The following is an 18,154-nucleotide window of genomic DNA, read 5'->3' on the forward strand; positions in this document are numbered from 1 at the left end:
GGTGATGAACAGGGGCGGTCCGGACCAGCCGGACGGCGCCGGTCGCGAGGGCGCCGCCGCCTACAGGCTCGACGAGCAGGTGGGCTTCTTGATGCGCGTGGCCAGCCAGCGCCATACTGCCCTTTTCACCGCCCGCATGATCGAGGGATTGACCCCGCCGCAATTCGCCGCGCTCGCCAAACTGCGCGAAATCGGCGCCTGCTCGCAGAACCACCTGGGACGCCTGATCCATCTCGACGCCGCGACCATCAAGGGCGTCGTCGACAGGCTGCAGGCGCGCGACTTGCTGGTCATCACCGACGACCCGCTGGACCGGCGCCGCCGCGCCGTTGACCTTTCCGCTCGCGGCCGCGAGGTCGTCGACGCCGCCATACTTGTCGCCGGAGAGATCTCTGCCGCGACGCTCGAACCGCTCACCGCCACGGAGCGCGAGCAGGCCATGCGGCTTCTGCGCAAGCTCGGCTGACGCACGTCACCCGCCGGTCGGGGCGAAATCGGCCATCCGGCCGCTATACGCCTTGGCGCGCGGGGGCGCATAGGCCCCGCTTTTCGAGGTCGCGAGCCCCACCCGCACGAGACCCTCGGCCAGGGCCACCGCGCTTGCCACGCCGTCAATCACCGGCACGCCATGTGTCTCGCCCAACGCGCGGGCGAGGTCCGCCATGCCGGCGCAGCCAAGCACAATGGCCTCCGCCCGGTCCTCGCGCACGGCGCGGCCGATTTCTTCGGAGATGCGGGCGCGCGCATCGGAGGCAGGGTCCTCCAGCTCCAGCACCGCCACTTCCGAGGCCCGCACACGAGCGCAACGCCTCTCCAGCCCCGAGCGCAGGAGATTTGCCTCAATGACAGGGATCGAGCGCGAGAGCGTCGTCACCACCGTGAAGCGATGGGCAATGAGACTGGCGAAATGGTACCCGGCCTCGCCGATGCCGACGACCGGCGCGCGGGCAAGGCTTCGGGCCGCGTCCAGCCCGGTATCGTCGAAACAGGCGATGATATGGGCATCAACGCCCGAAGCCTCCGCCTGGGCAATGGCTGCCAGCAGGCCGGGCAGGGCGAGGGCGTCGTCATAGTGACCTTCGATCGACGCCGGCCCCATGGTCGACGTCGCCTCGACGATCTCCGTTCCCGGTGCCGCCACTGCACGGGCCGCCGCCGCGATCTTCTCGGTCATGGAGCGGGTTGTGTTGGGATTGACGAGATGGATGCGCAATGGAAAAGCCCGGCGATGGAAGAAGCCGCAGCCTTTCTAGCACGCTGCGGCACGCCGGGGGAACGCACACGGGCAGCCTGCCCAAGCCGCCTTTGCACCGGCTTGAGGAGACAAGCATGCGATCGGCGGAAGTGTTCTGCGAAGCGCGCCGCGTCGCGACGACGCAGATGGGCGGGGCCGCTCGATCAGTCGCGAAGTGGGCGGCGGGAGAGCGCAGCCACAACCGACTGCGCCAATTCATCGGGCGGGCGTTCGCCGCGCAGACGAAGCACCGGTGCGGATTGCTCGTTTAACCAACGCTCATGCTGCGCCTGATTACGCCCTTCGAAGGAGGGATCGTCGTAGCGCGACGCCCACTCACGAAATGCGCAGTGGGCTTCATGCATGTCGCCGCCGGGTAAAATGCGCGGGCCATGCCGTTCCGCCTCGCGCGCCGCCAACCGCGCCAATCGAACGGCAGTGGGCGTCGAGAGGAAGACGATCAGATCAACGACCCGCACCAAAGCGTCACCCCAGCCGATGAATGACCCTGTGAGGACCCACCCCTCGGCGTCGTTCTGCCGCTGCGCGATCAAGCGAACGCGGTCCTCCGGGTGACGTTTGACGCTGTAAGGGGGATCGGTCGGCATCCAGTAGAAGTCGTCGACATCGAGATGCGGCAGGCCGAGCCGAGCGGCCAGAGTGCTCCCCAGCGTGGAAACGCCGGAGCACGATGCTCCCATCACATAGAGGCGCGGCGGACCCATCGTCCCTCTCTCGGAGAATTCCATAGCGGCTCACAAAGCACGCCGAGTCGTCGGCAGGCACGGCAGATGCAGAACTACGATTATGACATCAGCTGGATAATGGAGATGGCTGGGGCGGGAGGATTCGAACCTCCGCATGGGGGAATCAAAATCCCCTGCCTTACCGCTTGGCGACGCCCCAACGGGTCGCGACCGGGCCGGCGCGTTCCGTGGGCGCGGAGATAGCCACAGCTGGCCGCCGCTTTCAACCTCGACGCTTGGGCAGGCCACAGGCAGCTTATCCACCGATCCCCAAGCAAGTGGCGACAGGGCCCTTGTCGGCCCGCTCATTCGCATGCTAGAGGCTCGCGCCAAGGCGGAGTGTAGCGCAGCCTGGTAGCGCACCTCGTTCGGGACGAGGGGGTCGCAGGTTCAAATCCTGCCACTCCGACCATAATTTCCCGAGACTATCCACGTTTCTGCCGAGACGACCCGCCGCCCCTCGGGGCGGTGCCGGCGGCGTGTGAGGCGCGTCTGGACAAGACGCGCGCGCTCCCCATATCCGGCCGATGAGACAGACCCGCTGGCACCTCACGTGAGCGCGCCTTCCCCGCCTTTTCATTCGCTGACCTCGCGGTTGACGGTGGACGGCCGCCCAAGGCTGGTCGGCGTCGAGATCGAGTTCACCCGTCTGTCCGAACGCAAGGCCGCCGAATGCCTGCGGGGATTACTCGGCGGCATGGTCGAGGAAGAGGACCCGCACGCCTTTCGGCTCCGGGGCTCGCGGCTCGGCGATATCGGCGTTGAGCTGGACATGCGCCATGTCCATCCCCGGCGCAACGGGCCAGGGCGCTGGCTGGCACCGCCGCTCTCCACCTGGCTCGGCGCGGCGGTGCAGGCCTTCGTGCCGCGGGAGATGATCACCGGGCCGCTGGCGCCGGAGCGGCTCGGCGAGATCGACACGGTCACGCAGAGGCTGCGCGGGGCGGGAGCAGGCGGCGAAGGCGCAATCCTGAGCGATTCGCTCGGTCTGCATTTCAACATCATGCCGGTGGCAACCGATGCGCCCGCCTTGCTGAGGCTGCTGCAGGCCTATCTGGTGCTGGAGCCTGGCCTGCGCGCGGAAAGCCTCACCAGCCGGCTGGAGCGCTTTCACGCGCCGCCGCCCTATCCGGCGGCCTATATCAGGCGGACGCTTTCGCCCAACTACCGACCCGACATTGAGCAACTGTGCGCGGACTATCTGGCCGCCAATCCGACGCGCAAGCGGTCGCTGGATTTGCTGCCGCTCTTCCTGCAGCTGTTTCCCCATCAGGTAGGCCCACGCATTCGCGGCAAGGTGAAGCCGCGCGCCGTGCTGCACTATCGGCTGCCGCTGGCCTATGTGGGCCGGCCCGGCTGGAGCCTGGCGGCGGACTGGAACCGTTGGGTCGCTGTCGAGGCGCTCGCCGCCGATCCGGACCGGCTCGCCGAGGCGTGCCGGCGGGCCAGTGGCTAGAACATTACAAGCCCGCCGAGGGTTTCAGCTGGCGATCGCCACGGCCACCGGGCCATGCCCACCCTTTCCCAACGCGCGGGGATTGAGCCGCTTTTCGGCCAGCTGGCGCATCGTCTCCGCCGTCCGCTGATGCTGGACCAACCCGGCCTGGAGCAGCCGCGCGCAGTCAGGGCGCCCGACAGCGTCGAGCCAACCCATCAATGTGGTGTAGCGACCCGATGTGTAGATCGCGGCCGACTCGACGGCACCGGCGATGGCCGTATCGAGCACACGGCAGTCGTCTATCTCGCCGGAAAGCTCCTCCGCACCGATGAAGATGCCGTCAATCGCCGGGCTCTCCGCCACCTGCGGCCGGCAGTCACGCCGCCGACAGACCTGCTCGATTTGGGCGAGGTTGGCGGTGCCGGCGTTCGCACACTGATCCAGTGCCTGCCCGAGAGCTGTGTCCGAGGCCTTGCCAGCCATGATCGCCAGTGTCTTGGCGACCCGGCGCTCGGTGTAGAGAAGCTCGCCCAGACCCTGGACGAGGAGATCATCGAATGACCTGATATCTTTCGAGAGCAGTCCCATGGCACATCCTCCCGCCGTGACTGAAGGTCGGGAGAACCCGGCCATTCGCGAAACGCCTGGGTGGCCAGCCGGGTTCCATGCTCGTTAGGCCGATAGTATTAGGCCGGAGCGAAGGTGCCATCCGGGCGCAGTTTTTCGAGCACGCCAGTGGCAACGGCGAAATAGGCGCCCTGCAAGGTGAGCCGGCCATCCTCGATCCGCTCGCGCACCCAGGGAAAGGTCTCGAGATTGCGCAGGGAGAGCTTGACGCACTGATATTCGAGAATGGTCCGGCGCTCGGCAGGATCGTCGCTGAGCTTCAGCGCGATGTCGCGGGCCGGGCCGCCGATGCGTATCCAGTCCGGCAGAAAGTCCTGCGCCTGCGGCGGCGCCCCGTCGACCAGTGCGCCAGCACCGCCGCACAGCGCATGGCCGAGCACCACGATCTCGCGCACTTCGAGAACCCGCACGGCAAACTCGATCGCCGCGCTGGTCCCGTGGTGCAGGTGGTCGGGGATGGTGTAGGGCGGAACCAGATTGGCGACGTTGCGGACGACGAAAAGCTCGCCCGGCCCCGCATCGAAGATCATGGACGGATCGACGCGGCTGTCGGAGCAGGCAATGACCAGCGTCTCGGGCTTCTGCCCAAGAGCCGCCAGCCGTTCAAAAAGCGCCTTGCGTTCCGGCCAGGCGGTGACGCGAAATCGGCGATAGCCGTCGAGCAGTTTGTCCATCCCTCATCCTTGCGATAGGCAGTCCGCGCAGTAGCTGAATAGACGTGCCGGGGCCGGCGCGCAAACGGGGCGGAGCCGACGCGCGGAGCGGCTGCCGCAAGAGGCATGCCATGGCGGAAGACATTCCCTTCGACCGGCGCTTCGACGCCCTGCCAGGGGTGGTAGACGAGGTGGCACCTGGCGTGCGCCGGGTGCTGGCGCCCAATCCCGGGCCGTTCACCTTCACCGGCACCTGCACCTATATCGTCGGACGCGGCGAGGTGGCGATCATCGACCCGGGACCGGACGACGCCTCGCATGTCGCTGCCGTGCTGGCGGCGGTGCGCGGAGAGAGGGTGACGCACCTCTTCCTGACCCATACCCATCGCGACCATAGTGGCGCACTGGCGGCGCTGAAGGCGGCGACGGGGGCGCCGACCTATGGCGAGGGACCGCACCGCTCCGCCCGCCCGCTGCACGCGCAGGAGATCCCCGCTCTCGACTCCGCCGGTGACCGGGCCTTCCTGCCCGATGTCGCACTGGCCGACGGCACCCGGGTCCAGGGCACTGACTGGACGCTCACGGCATTGGCAACGCCGGGCCATACCGCCAATCATATGGCCTTCGTGCTGGAGCAGGCGGCCGCCATCTTTGTCGGCGATCATGTTATGGGCTGGTCCACTACCGTGGTGGCCCCACCCGACGGCTCGATGAACGACTACATGCACTCGCTGCGCCGGCTCGGAGAGCGGCCAGAGACACTGTATCTTCCAGGCCATGGCGGGGTGATCACGCGGGGCCCGGCCTTCGTGGAGCGCTTCCTTCGTCACCGCCAGGCCCGCGAGACGGCCATCTTGCGGGCGCTCGAACGGGGCCCGCGCGCGATACCGGAGATCGTGCGGGCGATCTATTTCGGCCTCGACCCCCGGCTTGCCGGCGCGGCGGGCTTGTCCACCCTGGCCCACCTTGAGGACCTGGTGGAGCGCGGCGACGTGGTCACGGAGGGCCCTGCCACGCTCACGGGCCTCTACCGTCTGCCCTGAGCCGCGCTAGCACCGGCCTGCTCTCCAGGTCGCCTGGACGGCCGGTCGGGGGCGCTGAGCCACCTCAGCGGCGCAGCGGGCGGCCCTGCTGGTCGGCGAGTTCGGCGAAGAGCTGGGAAATGCGCCGGGCGTTGGAGCCGAAATCGACATCACCGCTGCGCGCCGTGGAGCGCATGTCGACCCGCGTGCCGGTCGCGATCGGGCGAACACGAATCACCAGATCATCGCGCAGGCCGAAGGGCAGGCTGCGGGCCACGGCCTCGACGCGGCCGTCACGGCCCTCGCGCGGCGGCACCGCATCGACGATCAGCCATTTATGGCGCTTGGCCAACAGCAGCAGCCCACGGAATATCTCGTCAGGTGGCGCATCGAAAGTCATCGGCTTGATCCCAGGATAGAGATCGAGCTGCACCCCCGCCAGCCTGTCGCCCGGATAGACCAGGCTGTTGGCGACGCGCGAGCGAACCGCACCGAGCGTGACGAAATCAGGCGGATCCACCGTGTCGGTGGTCACATCGGGCAGGTTGCGCACGCCCATGCCGAAGGCGGCCAGGGTGGCCGTCGGCACGATGAGCACCAGCGCCAGCAAGACGGCACCGATGACGCGCCATAGCCCCTTCAGCCCCTCGGCCCAGATCACCACGAAGCCCGCCAGCGCCAGCCCCAACGCCAGCGCCGCCACGCCCACCCCGGCCAGCACGGTATATAGCGCGCTGCGGAAATCGAGCGTCTCGGTCGCGTAGAGCACGGCGCCGATGAAAGTCACGGGAAAGGCGAAGATGGCGGTGCGCAGACTCCAGACGGCGAGCCGCGACATGCGCTCCTCAATATAAAGCCGTCGGCGGATCACTGCCATATTTCCCCCGCTCGCCTCACGCCAAGGCGACCTGGACCTCCGCCGCGCCGAGGATCAACGCGGCGAGTTCCTCTACAGTGTCGACGACGAGGTCGGCCTCATGAGCGAAATCGTCCACCGGTGCGGGACCGCACCGCACAAGGACCGCCATCGCGCCGGCGGCACGGGCAGTTTCAAGATCATGCCGGGTATCGCCCACCAGCGCGATGGCGGCCGGGGGCAGGCCGGTCAGCGCGGCGAAGGCCTGCACCATGCCGGGCGCTGGCTTCGAGCCATAACCCGAATCATGGCCATAGACGGCGCTCAGATAGGGCGAAAGGCCGAGACGGTCGGCCTGCAGACGCGCATTCGGCTCCGCGTCATTGGTGGCAATGCCGAGCGGCAGGCCGAAAGCGTGCAGTCGCGCCAGCGTTTCAGCAGGCCGCCCGATGGGGGTCAGGAATCGTTCTCCTTCTTCGCAGAAGAGAAGGTCGACCTGATGATAGAAGGCCGCATCAGCCACGCGCGTCAGAATCTCCGCCCAGAGCGGACCGTATTGGCGCGAGGAACCGGCGATAAGTGGCGAGGTCTGCAGGAATCGCCGTTCATGGGCGACATAGTGGCTGGCGTGGAACAGCCGTTCCAGCGTTTCGCCTTCGTCTCCCGCTAGACGCCGCATCACCGCACCGGCGGCGGGTCCCCAGGTATGGTCAAAGTCGACAAGAGTACCATCCTTGTCGAACAGAATGGCGCGTGGCGCGTTCACTGTCTGTCGCAATCCGGTTGGTCCGGGCCTGTAAGCCGGCATTGGAGGCCTGATAGCATGGATTTTCCCCGGCTCCCATCCGGCCCCGGCTTTCCCCTCTTGCGTCTCCCCGCACTCGTGGCGGGCCTCGCGTTCCTGCTGGCAGGTAGCTTGGCACTCTCGGCAGAGCCGGTTCAGGAGCTGAAGCAGTCGATCGACCAGGCGGGCACCGCCGTCAACCGCCAGCTCGGTGAATGGCTTGGCGTGGCGCCCGAAAGGCCTGCCCGACGCAAGGCGTCGACAAAGCCAAGGGCAAGCGCCAGCATACCGCTTCCGCGCCCCCGCCCGCAGGATATAGCGGCCGCGACGGCGGCGGGCACAGCGGCGGAGGCCACCTCGGCCACGCCAGTCGATGCTACCGAAACCGCAAGCGCCCCAACGGACACTGACGTTTCTGCTCCCGTGACACTGGCGTCGCCCGCCTCCCCTGTGGTCCCGGTGGAGCCGCGCCCGAGCCGCAGGGACCAGGCTATCGCGGCATCGCCTGCGCCGGAAAGCGTCACAGGGCCGGATGAGACACCTTCGCCGCAGGTCCGCCCGGACACGCCATCAGAGCCAGCTGGAGCGGCCGCCGTCCCTCTCCCCACGCCCGGGCCGGAGCGCCAGTTGGCCGCTCTTCCGCCCGTGCCGCCCTCGCCCCCGATCCCTGCACCCACCGACGCGCCGCAGGCCAGCGCCGCCCTGCCTACCATCTGCCCGGAACTCTCGAATGAAGACCTCGGTGTCTTCACCCCCGTTGCGGTCACGGCCACCAACACGGCCTGCACCGTCGACCGGGGCGTCAGCCTTTCCGCCGTGCGGATGAAGGATGGCCGGCTGGTGACGCTGGAGCCAGCGGCAACACTTCGCTGCGAGATGGCTGCCGCCGTTGCGCGCTGGGTGCGCGAAGGGGTGGAGCCCGCCGTCGCCACGCTCGGCGCGCCGCTCGACAAGGTGCTGGTCGCCGCCTCGCAGCAATGCCGTCCCCGCAATCGCGTGGCCGGCGCCAAAATCAGCGAGCATGGCAGGGGCAACGCCATCGACACCCGCGGCTATGTGCTGAAGGATGGTCGGCGCTTCATCATCGGCGCGCCTGCGCCGGGCAGCGCTGACCAGCCGATGCCGGTCGCCTTCCAGGAATTGCTGAAGGCAAGCGCCTGCGCGGAGTTCACCACCATCCTCGGGCCCGGCTCGGATGGCTATCACGAGTTGCACCTGCATGTGGACCGGGCCGAGCGGCGCAGCAGGGCGGTGCTCTGCCGCTGGGCCGTCGAGGCGAAGGCCAAGGTGCCGAGCCCGCCGAAAAGGCCGGATATTCCCGCCGCGACTGACGATGGGGAAGATGCCGAGAGAGCGGATCACCCAGCCCCGGAGGGCGCTTCGGCCACCGAAAACCCCGGCACAAGTCAATAGGAATGCACGTCCGACCAAGGGCGCGCTTCCGGCGCGCCCGCCGGCGCTTTAGGGTGGGATCCGGTTCCACCCGGCCGGCGGAGTAGCTGCCATGCTTACCAATCTTCAGGCTCGCGACGTCGAGACCCTTATCCACCCCTATACCAATCTCGCCAGCATTCGCGAGACCGGGCCGCTCATCCTCGAACGCGGCAAGGGCGTGTGGGTGCACGATGTCGACGGCAAGCCCTATCTCGAAGGCATGGCCGGGCTCTGGTGCACGGCGCTAGGCTATGGCAACGACGAACTGGTCGATGCCGCGGCGACGCAGATGCGCAAGCTGCCCTTCACCCACATCTTCGGCGGCAAGAGCCACGATCCCGCGATCGAGCTGGCGGAAAAGCTGAAGGAGATGGCCCCGGTGCCGATCTCCAAGGTATTTTTCACCAATTCCGGCTCCGAAGCCAACGACACCCAGATGAAGCTCGTCTGGTACATGAACAATGCGCTGGGCCGGCCGAAGAAGAAGAAGATCATCTCCCGCATGCGCGCCTATCACGGCGTGACCATCGCTTCGGCCTCGCTGACCGGCCTTGCCGGCAACCATAACGACTTCGACCTGCCTATCGCCGGCGTGCGGCACACCAGCTGCCCGCACTATTACCGGCTGGCGGAAGCGGGGGAGAGCGAGGAGGACTTCGCCACCCGCCTCGCCGCTGACCTGGAAGCCCTCATCATCGCCGAGGGTCCGGAGACGGTCGCCGCCTTCATCGCCGAGCCTGTGATGGGCGCCGGCGGGGTGATCGTGCCGCCCAAGACCTACTATCCGAAGATCCAGGCCGTGCTGAAGAAGTACGACGTGTTCTTCATCGGCGACGAGGTCATCACCGGCTTCGGGCGCCTGGGCACCGCCTTCGGCAGCGAAGCGATGGAGATGCAGCCCGATTCGATCTCGGTGGCCAAGGCGCTCTCCTCCGCCTACCAGCCGATCGGCGCGGTGATGATCCCGGAGATGATGTATGAGGCCATGCTGACCGAGAGCACCAAGCTCGGCAATTTCGGCCATGGCTACACCTATTCCGGCCACCCGGTGGCCGCCGCCGTGGCGGTGAAGACGCTGGAGATCTATGAGCGCGAGAGCATCTTTGAGCGGGTGCGGGCGAAGATTCCGCAGTTCGACGCCCGCTGCGCTGCGCTGGAAGATCACCCGCTGGTGGGCGAGGCCCGCCGCAAGGGGCTGGTGGCCGGCATTGAGCTGGTGGCGGACAAGAAGACCAAACACCAGTTCGACCCCAAGCTCGCCATGGCGGCCAAGTGCGTCGCCTTCTGCCAGCAGGAAGGGTTGATCCTGCGCAACGTGTTCAGCGACGCCGTCACCATCTGCCCGCCGCTGGTCATTTCCCCGGCGGAGATCGACGAATTGTTCGACCGCCTCACCCGGGCCCTCGACAAGACGCTGGACTATGCCGTGCGCGAGAACCTGCTGGCGGCGTGAGGCGGCGACGCATTCCGATCGTCATCCCCGGGCTGGACCCGGGGATGCAGGACGTCGGGCGAGCCGCACGAAAAGACGCATCATGGCCGGGACAGGCCCGGCCATGATGTCCCCAGCCTGAATTGCCGTCTGGGACGACGTCACCAAGGGCCCAGACTTGCCCCGCACAAACAAAAAGGGCGCTGCCGACGGCAGCGCCCTTTTCATAACAACCGTGACGCCAGCGTCAGAGGACGACGACGTTGGCCCCCTGCGGGACGCGGGTATAGAGGTCGATCACGTCCTCGTTGAGCATGCGGATGCAGCCCGAGGAGATCGCGAAGCCGATATATTCGGGCTGGTTGGTGCCGTGGATGCGGAACAGCGTGTCCTTGTTGCCCTGGTAGAGATAGAGGGCGCGGGCACCCATCGGGTTGTGCGGGCCAGGACCGACGAAGTTCGGAATGCCCGTGAGCCGCTGCTTGATCTCCGGGGTCGGCGTCCAGGTCGGCCATTCGGCCTTGCGCCCCACCTTGGCTTCGCCCTTGAACGCCAGGCCTTCCTCGCCGACGGTCACGCCGTAGCGGATCGCCTTGCCGTTGCCCTCGACGAGATACAGGAACTTCTTGTCCGTATCGACGACGATCGTGCCGGGCTTCTCGCTGCCGGCATAATCGACGATCGCCCGCTGATACATCTCCGGCGGCAGCACCTTCTTGTACGGCGCACTGGCCAGCAGCTTCTTGTCCCGCGGCGTCAACGACGCCTCGGGTGCCGCCTGCCGCTGTGCATTGCTGCACGCACCCAGAAGAACCGCCAACAGGACAACCGCCGCCCCGCGCAAAACCATTTCCAAAGCTCCGAATCCCGCCACGCGCGCCTCGCGCGTCAAATCGCTCGCTACCCGTCGATTAGACCAAGTGCGGTCCGCCTTGAAGGGGCCACATGAGAGACACGGGTTCGTCGCCATAAGTTGTTGCGGAAAAACATCAGTTCCGTTGGAAGAGGTCGAAAAAGCCGAGAGGATGCCGGCTACGCAACGAGAGGCCTTATCTCGGACCCCAACTTTGCATATTTTTGACGCAGTCGGCGCCCACTTCGTCGGCAGCCACCCGGAGCGGGATGGTTCAACCTGGAGAACGTGATGTCTACCGAAGAAGAAAGCCCGGCCCAACAGAGCCGCGCGACCGAGAGCCGCCCCAGCGAGCGTTGGGACCGCGCAGAGCAGAGCGCCCATTGGCGCGAGATCGGCATTTCGGCCGTTGCCGCCGCCGCCCGCTACGCCTCCTCCAAGAAGACGGTATCCGATGCCCCCGTTCCGGGCGCGGCGCGGACCGACGATGCGGAAGCCAAAATCATTACGCTTCGCGACGTGGAATATTTCGCGGCCTGACGCCGCCCCTTTTCCCAGAGCCGATGAAGGACGAACCGCCCCGACCGGGTGCCGCGCTGGCGTGCGCCCGGACAGGACAGGCGCGCCCGATTCGCGCTGGGAGACCGCAATGGTGCGGCTCTGCGCCTTGGCACTTTCTGAATGATCGGGTGTTTCCGCCTATCGGAAAGGCGTCGGGCAGGGCCCGCTGGAATCCGCTTGCGATCCAGAGCATGGTCGGCGCCGACGCGACATTGCCGGAGGGGCCATGATCACCGCTTATTGCATCCGCGAGGGATTGCTCGCCCCGGTTCCCGTGCGGACCGTGGACGACATGCCCGCCGACGCCGTCTGGGTCGACCTGTTCCGGCCCTGCGAGGGCGAGGACCGGATCATCGAGGCCGCGCTGGCCCTTTCGGTGCCGACGCGCGAGGAAATGGTCGAGATCGAACCCTCCAGCCGCCTGCGGGTGGAGAATGGCGCGCGCTACATGACGGGCGCCATCGTCACCAACAGCGAGGGCGACAAGCCGGCCCTGGCCGAGATTTCCTTCATCCTCGCTGGCAGCCAGCTCGTGACCGTGCGTTATGAGGAGCCAAAGCCGTTCCGCCTTGTCATCGCCAAGCTGGATCGTGCCTGCCCGCCGGGCACACGCGGCGAACGGCTGCTGCTGATTCTGCTCGACACCATCATCGACCGCGCCGCCGACATCATCGAGAGGCTGTCGGCCGATATCGATTCGGTCTCGCAACAGGTGTTCGAGACCGAATCGGAAGGCGCCGGCGACAGTGGTCGCTTCCGTACTATTCTCAAGCTGCTCGGCCGTCGCGGCGATCTCGCCTCCAAGGTGCGCGAGAGTCTCGTCTCGATGGGGCGGCTCGTCACCTTCCTGGCCACCGAGGGCGAAGCGCAGCGCTTCGACAAGGACCAGCGCGCATTGCTGAAAAGCATGCAGCGCGACGTGGTCTCGCTGAACGACCACGTGTCCTATCTCGGCAGCAAGATCACCTTCCTGCTCGACGCCACGCTCGGCATGGTGGGGATCGAGCAGAACAACATCATCAAGATCTTTGCCGTGCTTTCGGTGGTGTTCATGCCGCCGACCCTGATCGCGTCGGTCTATGGCATGAACTTCCAGGACATGCCGGAACTCGACGAGCGCTGGGGCTACCCGCTCGCCCTCATCGCCATGCTGGCGGCGGCGATAGGCCCCTATCTGTTCTTCAAGTGGAAGCGCTGGCTGTGAGACGATAGCCCGTCCTTCCGGTCGCCGTGCAGCGGAGGGATGGGATCGCTCTACACTCCGCCAACGATCCCGGATCGGCCCGCTGCCGTCCGGGATGACGCCGTCATGCCGCCCGCATCAGACGTGCTGGCCGCCATTGATGTGGATTTCGGCTCCGTTCAGATAGGACGAGGTCTCCGTGCACAAGACATAGATGATCTTGGCCACCTCGTCGGGCGTGCCGAGGCGCTGCATCGGGATCTGCTCGACGAGCTTCTCCGTGCCCGGGGACAGGATCGAGGTGTCGATCTCACCCGGTGCGATGGCATTCACCCTCACGCCCAGCCGGCCGAAATCGGCCGCCATCTCCCGCGTAAGGCCGGCCAGCGCCGCCTTCGAGGTCGCGTAGGCCGCTCCGGCGAAGGGATGCACCCGCGAGCCGGCGATGGAGGTGACGTTCACCACCGCGCCATGCGTGCGCTTCAGTTCCTCCAGCAGGCCGCGCGCCAGCAGGATGGGGGCGAAGAAGTTCACCTGGAACACCCGCCGCCAGTCCTCCTCGGGCGTGTTGAGCGTGCCGAGCCGCGCGCCACCCGCCCCCTTGGGCGAAATGCCGGCATTGTTGACCAACGCATGCAGTTCGCCATTGGCCAGCCGGTCCTTGATTTCGTCGACCGCCCGCAGCGTGTCCACCGGGTCGGAGAGGTCGACCTGGATATGGTCCTCAGGCCCCATCTCCCACGGACAGTTCTCGGGAAAAGCATGGCGCGAGCAGGTGATGACGCGCCACCCTGCCGCCGAGAAGCGCTTGACGGTGGCGTGGCCGATACCGCGCGAGGCGCCGGTGAGCAGGAGGGTGCGGCGAGGCTGATTGTTCATGGGACGATGTCTTAGCTCAGAGGCAGGGCGGTGTCAGGGACAAAGCCGCTCGGTGAAAGGCCACTCACGGGAAAAGGCGGGTCTTCGTCCAGTCGGGCATGTCGGCATTATCGCGCGCGAACAAGACACGGTCATGCAGCCGGAACGGCCGATCGTGCCAGAATTCGATCTGGACCGGGCGGATGCGGAAGCCGGTCCAGTGCGGCGGGCGCGGCACCGAGCCCAGAGCGTATTGCGCCGTGACCTTCGCCACCGCCGCCTCCAGCGCGAAACGCCCTTCCATGGGCCGCGACTGCTGGCTCGCCCAGGCGCCGATCTGCGACAGGCGCGGGCGCGAGGCGAAATAGGCGTCGGCTTCCGCGTCGCTCACCGTTTCCACCGCGCCCCTCACCCGCACTTGCCGGCGCAGCGATTTCCAGTGGAACACGGCCGCCGCCTTCGGCACGGCGGCAAGCTCGCGCCCCTTCGCGCTGCCTGTATTGGTGAAAAACACGAAGCCACGCGCATCGCGCTGGTTCAGCAGCACCATCCGCACATCGGGCAGGCCATCGGCGTCCACCGTGGCGAGGGCCATGGCGTTGGGATCGTTCGGCTCGCTCTTCTTGGCCTCATCAAACCATTCCTCAAACAGGAGAAAAGGCTCCGTCGAGGCAGTGAAATCACCGGATGTTAACTGTTCAGGCGCTTCCATGAGGGTCTCTTCAGGCGGAAGAATACGGGACCCATGGGCATGTTCCACAGGCGGCGGAGGCGGACGGCAGGCGGTGCGGCGAGCACCGGCCTCCCATATAAGCCCGCGGCATCGCTCCGCACAGCACCCTGCGCGCTGACTTTGGTCGGCGTGGCCCTGCTTTTGGGCGGCTGCTCATCGGGGCCGAACCTCGACACGCTGGCCACCGGCTCGGTGACGCCCCGCGCCTATGCCCGAGAGCCGGTGCCGAAGGGCATCGCACCTGACGATTGGGCCGCCGCCCGCACCGCTCTCGCCGAAGCGCTGCACGAGAAGGAAGCCGCCCCCAGCGTGCCGTGGGAGAACTATGCCAGCGCCACGCGCGGCACGGTGACGCCGCTCAGCGAGACGCGCGACGGTGGCAGATGCCGCGAGTTCCTGATGAGCTTCGTCCGCGAGAGCCGCGAAGACTGGCTGCAGGGTGAGGCCTGCCGCTCCGGCAAGAGCGGCTGGAAGGTCGACCAGGCGCGCCTGCTCGACCGGAGTTGATCCGCTCACGCGCGTTCTCAACCCGCGCTTCCTGCCGTTGCATCACGGCAACACCGTCACTACATGCTCGAAAGCCGGAACCGCCGGACGAGAACACCATCCATGCGCGATCCCTATGACATCCTCGGCGTCGCTCGCAACGCCGACCAGAACGAGATCAAGCGGGCTTTTCGCAAGCTCGCCAAGAAGCTGCACCCGGACGCCAACAAGGACAGCCCGAAGGCGCAGGAGCAGTTCGCCGAATTGAACGCGGCGCATGAAATCCTGTCGGACGTCGACAAGCGTGGCCAGTTCGACCGCGGCGAAATCGATGCCGAAGGCAAGCCGCGCGGCTTCGAGGGCTTTCCCGGCGGCGGATTCAATCGCGGCTTCCGTCGCGCTTCCCCGGGCGAAAATCCGTATGAGAGCTTTTCCTTCGGCCCCGAGGGCGCGCGCCGTTCCGGCCATGGCCCCCATGATGCGGGCGGCTTCGACGATGTGATCGCCGACATACTCGGCGGCCTCGGCGGGCGAGGTCGGGGCAAGGCACGCGGCGCGGGCGGCGAGATGCCGCGCGGCGGCGACGTCGACATCACCGTGCCGGTCGCGCTGGAGCGAATCGTCGAGGGTGGGTCGGTGAAGGTCCACCTGCCCAATGGACGCGCCGTGGAGGTGAAGATCCCCGCCGGCGCGGTCGAAGGCCATCGCATGCGACTGAAGGGACAGGGCGAGCCGAGCCCGTTCGGCGGCGCGCCAGGCGATGCCTATGTGGTCGTTGCCTATGCCCCGCACCGGCATTTTCGCATCGAGGGCACCGACCTGCGCACCGATGTGTCGCTCCCGCTCACCGATGCCGTGCTCGGCGGCAAGGTGCGGGTACCGACGCTGGGTGGCGAGGTCTCGCTTTCCGTTCCCGCCCACACCCAGTCGGGCCGCACCTTCCGCTTGCGCGGCAAGGGCCTGCCAAAGGCCGACGGCGCGTCGGGCGATCTGCTCGCCACCATGCGGATCATGCTTCCCGAGGCCCCGGACCCGGAACTTGAGGAACTGATGCGCCGCCGGCGCGAGGCCAAGGCCTGAGCCATGCCTGCGGCGGGAACCGCCCGCGCGCCACCGCTCGCTTGAGCGGGTCCTGTTGCTGTGCGATAGGAACCTGCGCCCAGAAAGGTGGGCAGCAGTACGGAGCATCGTGACGAGCATGGCATCGGGCGGATTGATGAGCGGCAAGCGCGGCCTGGTGATGGGAGTGGCGAACAACCGCTCCATTGCCTGGGGTATCGCGAAGGCGGCCCACGCGCAGGGGGCGAAGCTCGCCCTCACCTATCAGGGCGAACCGCTGCGCAAGCGCGTCGAGCCTCTCGCCACCGAACTTGACGCCGCCATCGTCGGCCATTGCGACGTCACAGACCCCGCCACCATCGACGCGGTGTTCGCCGAAACCGAGCGCCAGCTCGGCGGGCTGGACTTCCTCGTCCACGCCATCGCCTTCTCGGACAAGAACGAGCTGGATGGCCGCTATGTCGACACCACGGCAGAGAATTTCAGCAAGACCATGCTGATCTCCTGCTACAGCTTCACCGCCGTCGCCCAGCGGGCTGAGAAGCTGATGTCCAATGGTGGCTCGATGCTCACCCTCACCTATTACGGCGCCGAGAAATGGATGCCGCACTACAACGTCATGGGCGTTGCCAAGGCCGCCTTGGAGGCCAGCGTGCGCTATCTCGCCGCCGATCTCGGCCCGAAGAATATCCGCGTCAACGCCATTTCGGCCGGCCCGATCAAGACGCTGGCCGCCTCCGGCATCGGTGATTTCCGTTACATTCTGAAGTGGAACGAGCTGAACGCCCCGCTGCGCCGCACCGTCACCATCGATGAGGTGGGCGATGCCGGCATGTACCTGCTCTCCGATCTCGGACGCGCCGTCACCGGCGAGGTGCACCATGTGGATGCGGGCTACCATATTGTCGGTATGAAGAACCCCGACGCGCCCGACCTCACCCTCGATCGCGACTGAGGCGACCCCCAGCGGAGCACGCGCCATGATGAAGGCTCGCTTGAAAAAGCTCTTCGGCCCCAGCGCCCTGACGGCACTGGCCGCCGCCGCGACGCTCGTGGTCGCCGTGGCCGGCACCGCCCCGGCAGCGGCACAGTCCGGCCCCATCATCATCAATCCGCCGCCCGGGTCGGGACTTCCCTATGTTCCCCCGCCGGACGCGCAGGACAGCGGCGTGCCGCCGACCTTCCAGCAATACCCGCTGATGAACCGCATCTTCGGCTTCGGCGGAGCAATTTTCCCCGGCTATGTGAGCCCCAGCGACGGGCGCGACGATTATGACCGGCGCGGCTTCCTGACCGGGGGGCGTCAGGGCCGGGTGCTGTTCGCCGCAGGCTCCGCCGATTCGCTGTGCCAGATGACGCAGGCGCCGCAGGTGAAGGTGCTCTCCGCACCGCCGGGGGTGAAGCTGAACTTCACTATCGGCAAGTTCACCGCGACGGGCGTCGATGGCGGCTCGCATCGCTGCCTGGGTCGCACCGTCGGCGGCGTCCTCGTGACCGCCAAGGGGCGGGCGCCGGCGGGCGCCACTGCGACGCTCCGCGTCTCCTATCCCTTCAAGCGGATCAGCTACACGCATGTCGTGAGCTTGCCGTCCAAATGACCCGTCGCATCTTCCTCGTCCGGCATGGTGAGACCGATTGGAACCTCGCTGGCCGCCTGCAGGGCACCCATGACATTCCGCTGAACGATCTCGGCCGCGAGCAGGCGGCCGACACGGCGCGCGTGGTGGAGCGCCTGAGCGGTGGCGCGCGCCATCTCGATTTCGTGGCCAGCCCCCTCAGCCGCGCCGCCCAGACCATGGCGATCCTGCGCGCCGAGCTCGGCCTGCCGCCCGACACCTTCCGTCGCGACCCCCGCCTGCGCGAGATCAGCTTTGGACGCTGGGAAGGCTCGACCTGGCCGGAACTGCGCCGGCGTGACCCGGTGAGCCTCGCCGCGCGCGATGCCGACCCCTGGAATTTCGCCCCGCCCGGCGGGGAGAGCTACACCGAACTTTCGACCCGGGTGCTGGCCGCCATCGGCGAGCTCCAGGGCGACAGTGTGGTGGTGACGCATGGCGGGGTGGTGCGGGCCATGCTGCACGCCTTTGCCGGCATGCCGCCCGCCCAGGCGGTCGAGCTTCCCGTCCGCCAGGGTGCGGTCTACCTGATCGAGAACGGCGCGTTTGAACTCGCCGTCGCCTGACGGCGCTTGCGGA

The 18,154-nt window shown here is 67.2% G+C and carries 21 protein-coding genes and 2 tRNA genes; 13 read left to right on the top strand and 10 right to left on the bottom strand.

Annotated features, from left to right (window positions below):
• Positions 1-4 precede the first annotated feature (4 nt).
• Positions 5-466 (top strand): MarR family winged helix-turn-helix transcriptional regulator, encoded by a 462-nt coding sequence (locus tag BLO63_RS06740; RefSeq protein WP_091438042.1) that lies wholly within the window; start codon positions 5-7, stop codon positions 464-466.
• A 6-nt stretch (positions 467-472) separates the two neighbouring features.
• Here BLO63_RS06740 and BLO63_RS06745 read toward each other — a convergent pair whose 3' ends face one another.
• The 3 genes from BLO63_RS06745 to BLO63_RS06755 all read right to left on the bottom strand — a co-directional run bounded on the left by BLO63_RS06745 (position 473) and on the right by BLO63_RS06755 (position 2,140).
• Entirely contained in the window at positions 473-1,213 is a 741-nt protein-coding gene (locus BLO63_RS06745) for an aspartate/glutamate racemase family protein (protein WP_091438045.1), read from the bottom strand.
• Between the two features lie 185 nt (positions 1,214-1,398).
• A complete protein-coding gene (locus BLO63_RS06750) occupies positions 1,399-1,983 on the bottom strand; it encodes an ATP-binding protein (RefSeq protein WP_244517690.1) in 585 nt (194 codons plus the stop codon).
• A gap of 82 nt (positions 1,984-2,065) precedes the next feature.
• Positions 2,066-2,140: transfer RNA gene (locus BLO63_RS06755), tRNA-Gln, on the bottom strand.
• 175 nt (positions 2,141-2,315) lie between these two features.
• Here BLO63_RS06755 and BLO63_RS06760 point away from each other — a divergent pair.
• Positions 2,316-2,392 (top strand) — tRNA-Pro (locus BLO63_RS06760).
• Positions 2,393-2,581: 189 nt separating this feature from the next.
• Positions 2,582-3,436 carry an amidoligase family protein gene (locus tag BLO63_RS06765; protein ID WP_244517747.1) on the top strand — a complete coding sequence of 285 codons (855 nt, stop codon included), beginning with the start codon at positions 2,582-2,584 and terminating at the stop codon, positions 3,434-3,436.
• A 24-nt stretch (positions 3,437-3,460) separates the two neighbouring features.
• On the opposite strand, the gene BLO63_RS06770 is transcribed toward BLO63_RS06765, so the two are convergent.
• The gene (locus BLO63_RS06770; RefSeq protein WP_091438049.1) at positions 3,461-4,006 is read right to left on the bottom strand and encodes a YciE/YciF ferroxidase family protein; all 546 of its coding nucleotides are present in this window, start codon (positions 4,004-4,006) and stop codon (positions 3,461-3,463) included.
• Between the two features lie 98 nt (positions 4,007-4,104).
• Positions 4,105-4,719, bottom strand: coding sequence for a carbonic anhydrase (locus BLO63_RS06775; RefSeq protein WP_091438050.1), 615 nt, complete (start codon positions 4,717-4,719; stop codon positions 4,105-4,107).
• A 110-nt stretch (positions 4,720-4,829) separates the two neighbouring features.
• On the opposite strand from BLO63_RS06775, the gene BLO63_RS06780 reads away from it, so the two are divergent.
• Positions 4,830-5,741, top strand: coding sequence for an MBL fold metallo-hydrolase (locus BLO63_RS06780; RefSeq protein ID WP_091438052.1), 912 nt, complete (start codon positions 4,830-4,832; stop codon positions 5,739-5,741).
• 64 nt (positions 5,742-5,805) lie between these two features.
• Here the strand turns inward: BLO63_RS06780 and BLO63_RS06785 are convergent, their stop codons facing one another.
• The gene (locus tag BLO63_RS06785; RefSeq protein WP_244517692.1) at positions 5,806-6,558 is read right to left on the bottom strand and encodes a DUF1499 domain-containing protein; all 753 of its coding nucleotides are present in this window, start codon (positions 6,556-6,558) and stop codon (positions 5,806-5,808) included.
• A 55-nt stretch (positions 6,559-6,613) separates the two neighbouring features.
• A complete protein-coding gene (locus tag BLO63_RS06790) occupies positions 6,614-7,342 on the bottom strand; it encodes an HAD family hydrolase (RefSeq protein WP_091438054.1) in 729 nt (242 codons plus the stop codon).
• 645 nt (positions 7,343-7,987) lie between these two features.
• Between BLO63_RS06790 and BLO63_RS21285 the strand changes: the two genes are divergently transcribed.
• Together BLO63_RS21285 and BLO63_RS06800 are read left to right on the top strand one after the other, a co-directional pair.
• Positions 7,988-8,773 (top strand): extensin family protein, encoded by a 786-nt coding sequence (locus BLO63_RS21285; RefSeq protein ID WP_244517694.1) that lies wholly within the window; start codon positions 7,988-7,990, stop codon positions 8,771-8,773.
• Positions 8,774-8,864: 91 nt separating this feature from the next.
• Positions 8,865-10,247, top strand: coding sequence for an aminotransferase (locus BLO63_RS06800; protein ID WP_091438058.1), 1,383 nt, complete (start codon positions 8,865-8,867; stop codon positions 10,245-10,247).
• A gap of 226 nt (positions 10,248-10,473) precedes the next feature.
• On the opposite strand, the gene BLO63_RS06805 is transcribed toward BLO63_RS06800, so the two are convergent.
• Complete coding sequence (locus BLO63_RS06805; RefSeq protein WP_244517749.1) at positions 10,474-11,076, bottom strand: L,D-transpeptidase; 603 nt, start codon at positions 11,074-11,076, stop codon at positions 10,474-10,476.
• A gap of 294 nt (positions 11,077-11,370) precedes the next feature.
• On the opposite strand from BLO63_RS06805, the gene BLO63_RS06810 reads away from it, so the two are divergent.
• Together BLO63_RS06810 and BLO63_RS06815 are read left to right on the top strand one after the other, a co-directional pair.
• Positions 11,371-11,619 carry a hypothetical protein gene (locus BLO63_RS06810; RefSeq protein ID WP_091438062.1) on the top strand — a complete coding sequence of 83 codons (249 nt, stop codon included), beginning with the start codon at positions 11,371-11,373 and terminating at the stop codon, positions 11,617-11,619.
• A gap of 247 nt (positions 11,620-11,866) precedes the next feature.
• On the top strand, positions 11,867-12,844 hold the full coding sequence (locus BLO63_RS06815; RefSeq protein ID WP_091438065.1) for a magnesium transporter CorA family protein: 978 nt from the start codon (positions 11,867-11,869) through the stop codon (positions 12,842-12,844).
• Between the two features lie 117 nt (positions 12,845-12,961).
• On the opposite strand, the gene BLO63_RS06820 is transcribed toward BLO63_RS06815, so the two are convergent.
• Both BLO63_RS06820 and pdxH read right to left on the bottom strand, forming a co-directional pair.
• Complete coding sequence (locus BLO63_RS06820; RefSeq protein WP_091438067.1) at positions 12,962-13,702, bottom strand: SDR family NAD(P)-dependent oxidoreductase; 741 nt, start codon at positions 13,700-13,702, stop codon at positions 12,962-12,964.
• A gap of 64 nt (positions 13,703-13,766) precedes the next feature.
• Positions 13,767-14,393 (bottom strand): pyridoxamine 5'-phosphate oxidase, encoded by a 627-nt coding sequence (gene pdxH / locus BLO63_RS06825; protein WP_091438068.1) that lies wholly within the window; start codon positions 14,391-14,393, stop codon positions 13,767-13,769.
• A 150-nt stretch (positions 14,394-14,543) separates the two neighbouring features.
• On the opposite strand from pdxH, the gene BLO63_RS06830 reads away from it, so the two are divergent.
• The 5 genes from BLO63_RS06830 to BLO63_RS06850 all read left to right on the top strand — a co-directional run bounded on the left by BLO63_RS06830 (position 14,544) and on the right by BLO63_RS06850 (position 18,141).
• The gene (locus BLO63_RS06830; protein ID WP_244517696.1) at positions 14,544-14,921 is read left to right on the top strand and encodes an RT0821/Lpp0805 family surface protein; all 378 of its coding nucleotides are present in this window, start codon (positions 14,544-14,546) and stop codon (positions 14,919-14,921) included.
• Between the two features lie 102 nt (positions 14,922-15,023).
• Complete coding sequence (locus tag BLO63_RS06835) at positions 15,024-15,980, top strand: DnaJ C-terminal domain-containing protein (protein WP_091438074.1); 957 nt, start codon at positions 15,024-15,026, stop codon at positions 15,978-15,980.
• Positions 15,981-16,098: 118 nt separating this feature from the next.
• A complete protein-coding gene (gene fabI / locus BLO63_RS06840; protein WP_205409285.1) occupies positions 16,099-16,914 on the top strand; it encodes an enoyl-ACP reductase FabI in 816 nt (271 codons plus the stop codon).
• Between the two features lie 25 nt (positions 16,915-16,939).
• Entirely contained in the window at positions 16,940-17,557 is a 618-nt protein-coding gene (locus tag BLO63_RS06845; RefSeq protein ID WP_091438078.1) for a hypothetical protein, read from the top strand.
• Positions 17,554-18,141, top strand: a complete 588-nt coding sequence (locus BLO63_RS06850) for a histidine phosphatase family protein (RefSeq protein WP_091438081.1) — start codon at positions 17,554-17,556, stop codon at positions 18,139-18,141. Before BLO63_RS06845 ends, BLO63_RS06850 begins: the two co-directional genes overlap by 4 nt.
• Positions 18,142-18,154 lie beyond the last annotated feature (13 nt).

It is taken from the genome of Ancylobacter rudongensis, from assembly GCF_900100155.1.
Classification (GTDB): domain Bacteria; phylum Pseudomonadota; class Alphaproteobacteria; order Rhizobiales; family Xanthobacteraceae; genus Ancylobacter; species Ancylobacter rudongensis.

What these genes read in the sequence shown, in the direction of transcription:
- BLO63_RS06740 (WP_091438042.1), top strand. Translation starts at nt 5, where the DNA reads ATGAACAGGGGCGGTCCGGACCAGCCGGACGGCGCCGGTCGCGAGGGC.
- BLO63_RS06750 (WP_244517690.1), bottom strand. Translation starts at nt 1,983, where the DNA reads ATGGAATTCTCCGAGAGAGGGACGATGGGTCCGCCGCGCCTCTATGTG.
- BLO63_RS06770 (WP_091438049.1), bottom strand. Translation starts at nt 4,006, where the DNA reads ATGGGACTGCTCTCGAAAGATATCAGGTCATTCGATGATCTCCTCGTC.
- BLO63_RS06775 (WP_091438050.1), bottom strand. Translation starts at nt 4,719, where the DNA reads ATGGACAAACTGCTCGACGGCTATCGCCGATTTCGCGTCACCGCCTGG.
- BLO63_RS06780 (WP_091438052.1), top strand. Translation starts at nt 4,830, where the DNA reads ATGGCGGAAGACATTCCCTTCGACCGGCGCTTCGACGCCCTGCCAGGG.
- BLO63_RS06785 (WP_244517692.1), bottom strand. Translation starts at nt 6,558, where the DNA reads ATGTCGCGGCTCGCCGTCTGGAGTCTGCGCACCGCCATCTTCGCCTTT.
- BLO63_RS06800 (WP_091438058.1), top strand. Translation starts at nt 8,865, where the DNA reads ATGCTTACCAATCTTCAGGCTCGCGACGTCGAGACCCTTATCCACCCC.
- BLO63_RS06805 (WP_244517749.1), bottom strand. Translation starts at nt 11,076, where the DNA reads ATGGTTTTGCGCGGGGCGGCGGTTGTCCTGTTGGCGGTTCTTCTGGGT.
- BLO63_RS06810 (WP_091438062.1), top strand. Translation starts at nt 11,371, where the DNA reads ATGTCTACCGAAGAAGAAAGCCCGGCCCAACAGAGCCGCGCGACCGAG.
- BLO63_RS06815 (WP_091438065.1), top strand. Translation starts at nt 11,867, where the DNA reads ATGATCACCGCTTATTGCATCCGCGAGGGATTGCTCGCCCCGGTTCCC.
- BLO63_RS06820 (WP_091438067.1), bottom strand. Translation starts at nt 13,702, where the DNA reads ATGAACAATCAGCCTCGCCGCACCCTCCTGCTCACCGGCGCCTCGCGC.
- pdxH (WP_091438068.1), bottom strand. Translation starts at nt 14,393, where the DNA reads ATGGAAGCGCCTGAACAGTTAACATCCGGTGATTTCACTGCCTCGACG.
- BLO63_RS06835 (WP_091438074.1), top strand. Translation starts at nt 15,024, where the DNA reads ATGCGCGATCCCTATGACATCCTCGGCGTCGCTCGCAACGCCGACCAG.
- fabI (WP_205409285.1), top strand. Translation starts at nt 16,099, where the DNA reads ATGGCATCGGGCGGATTGATGAGCGGCAAGCGCGGCCTGGTGATGGGA.
- BLO63_RS06845 (WP_091438078.1), top strand. Translation starts at nt 16,940, where the DNA reads ATGATGAAGGCTCGCTTGAAAAAGCTCTTCGGCCCCAGCGCCCTGACG.
- BLO63_RS06850 (WP_091438081.1), top strand. Translation starts at nt 17,554, where the DNA reads ATGACCCGTCGCATCTTCCTCGTCCGGCATGGTGAGACCGATTGGAAC.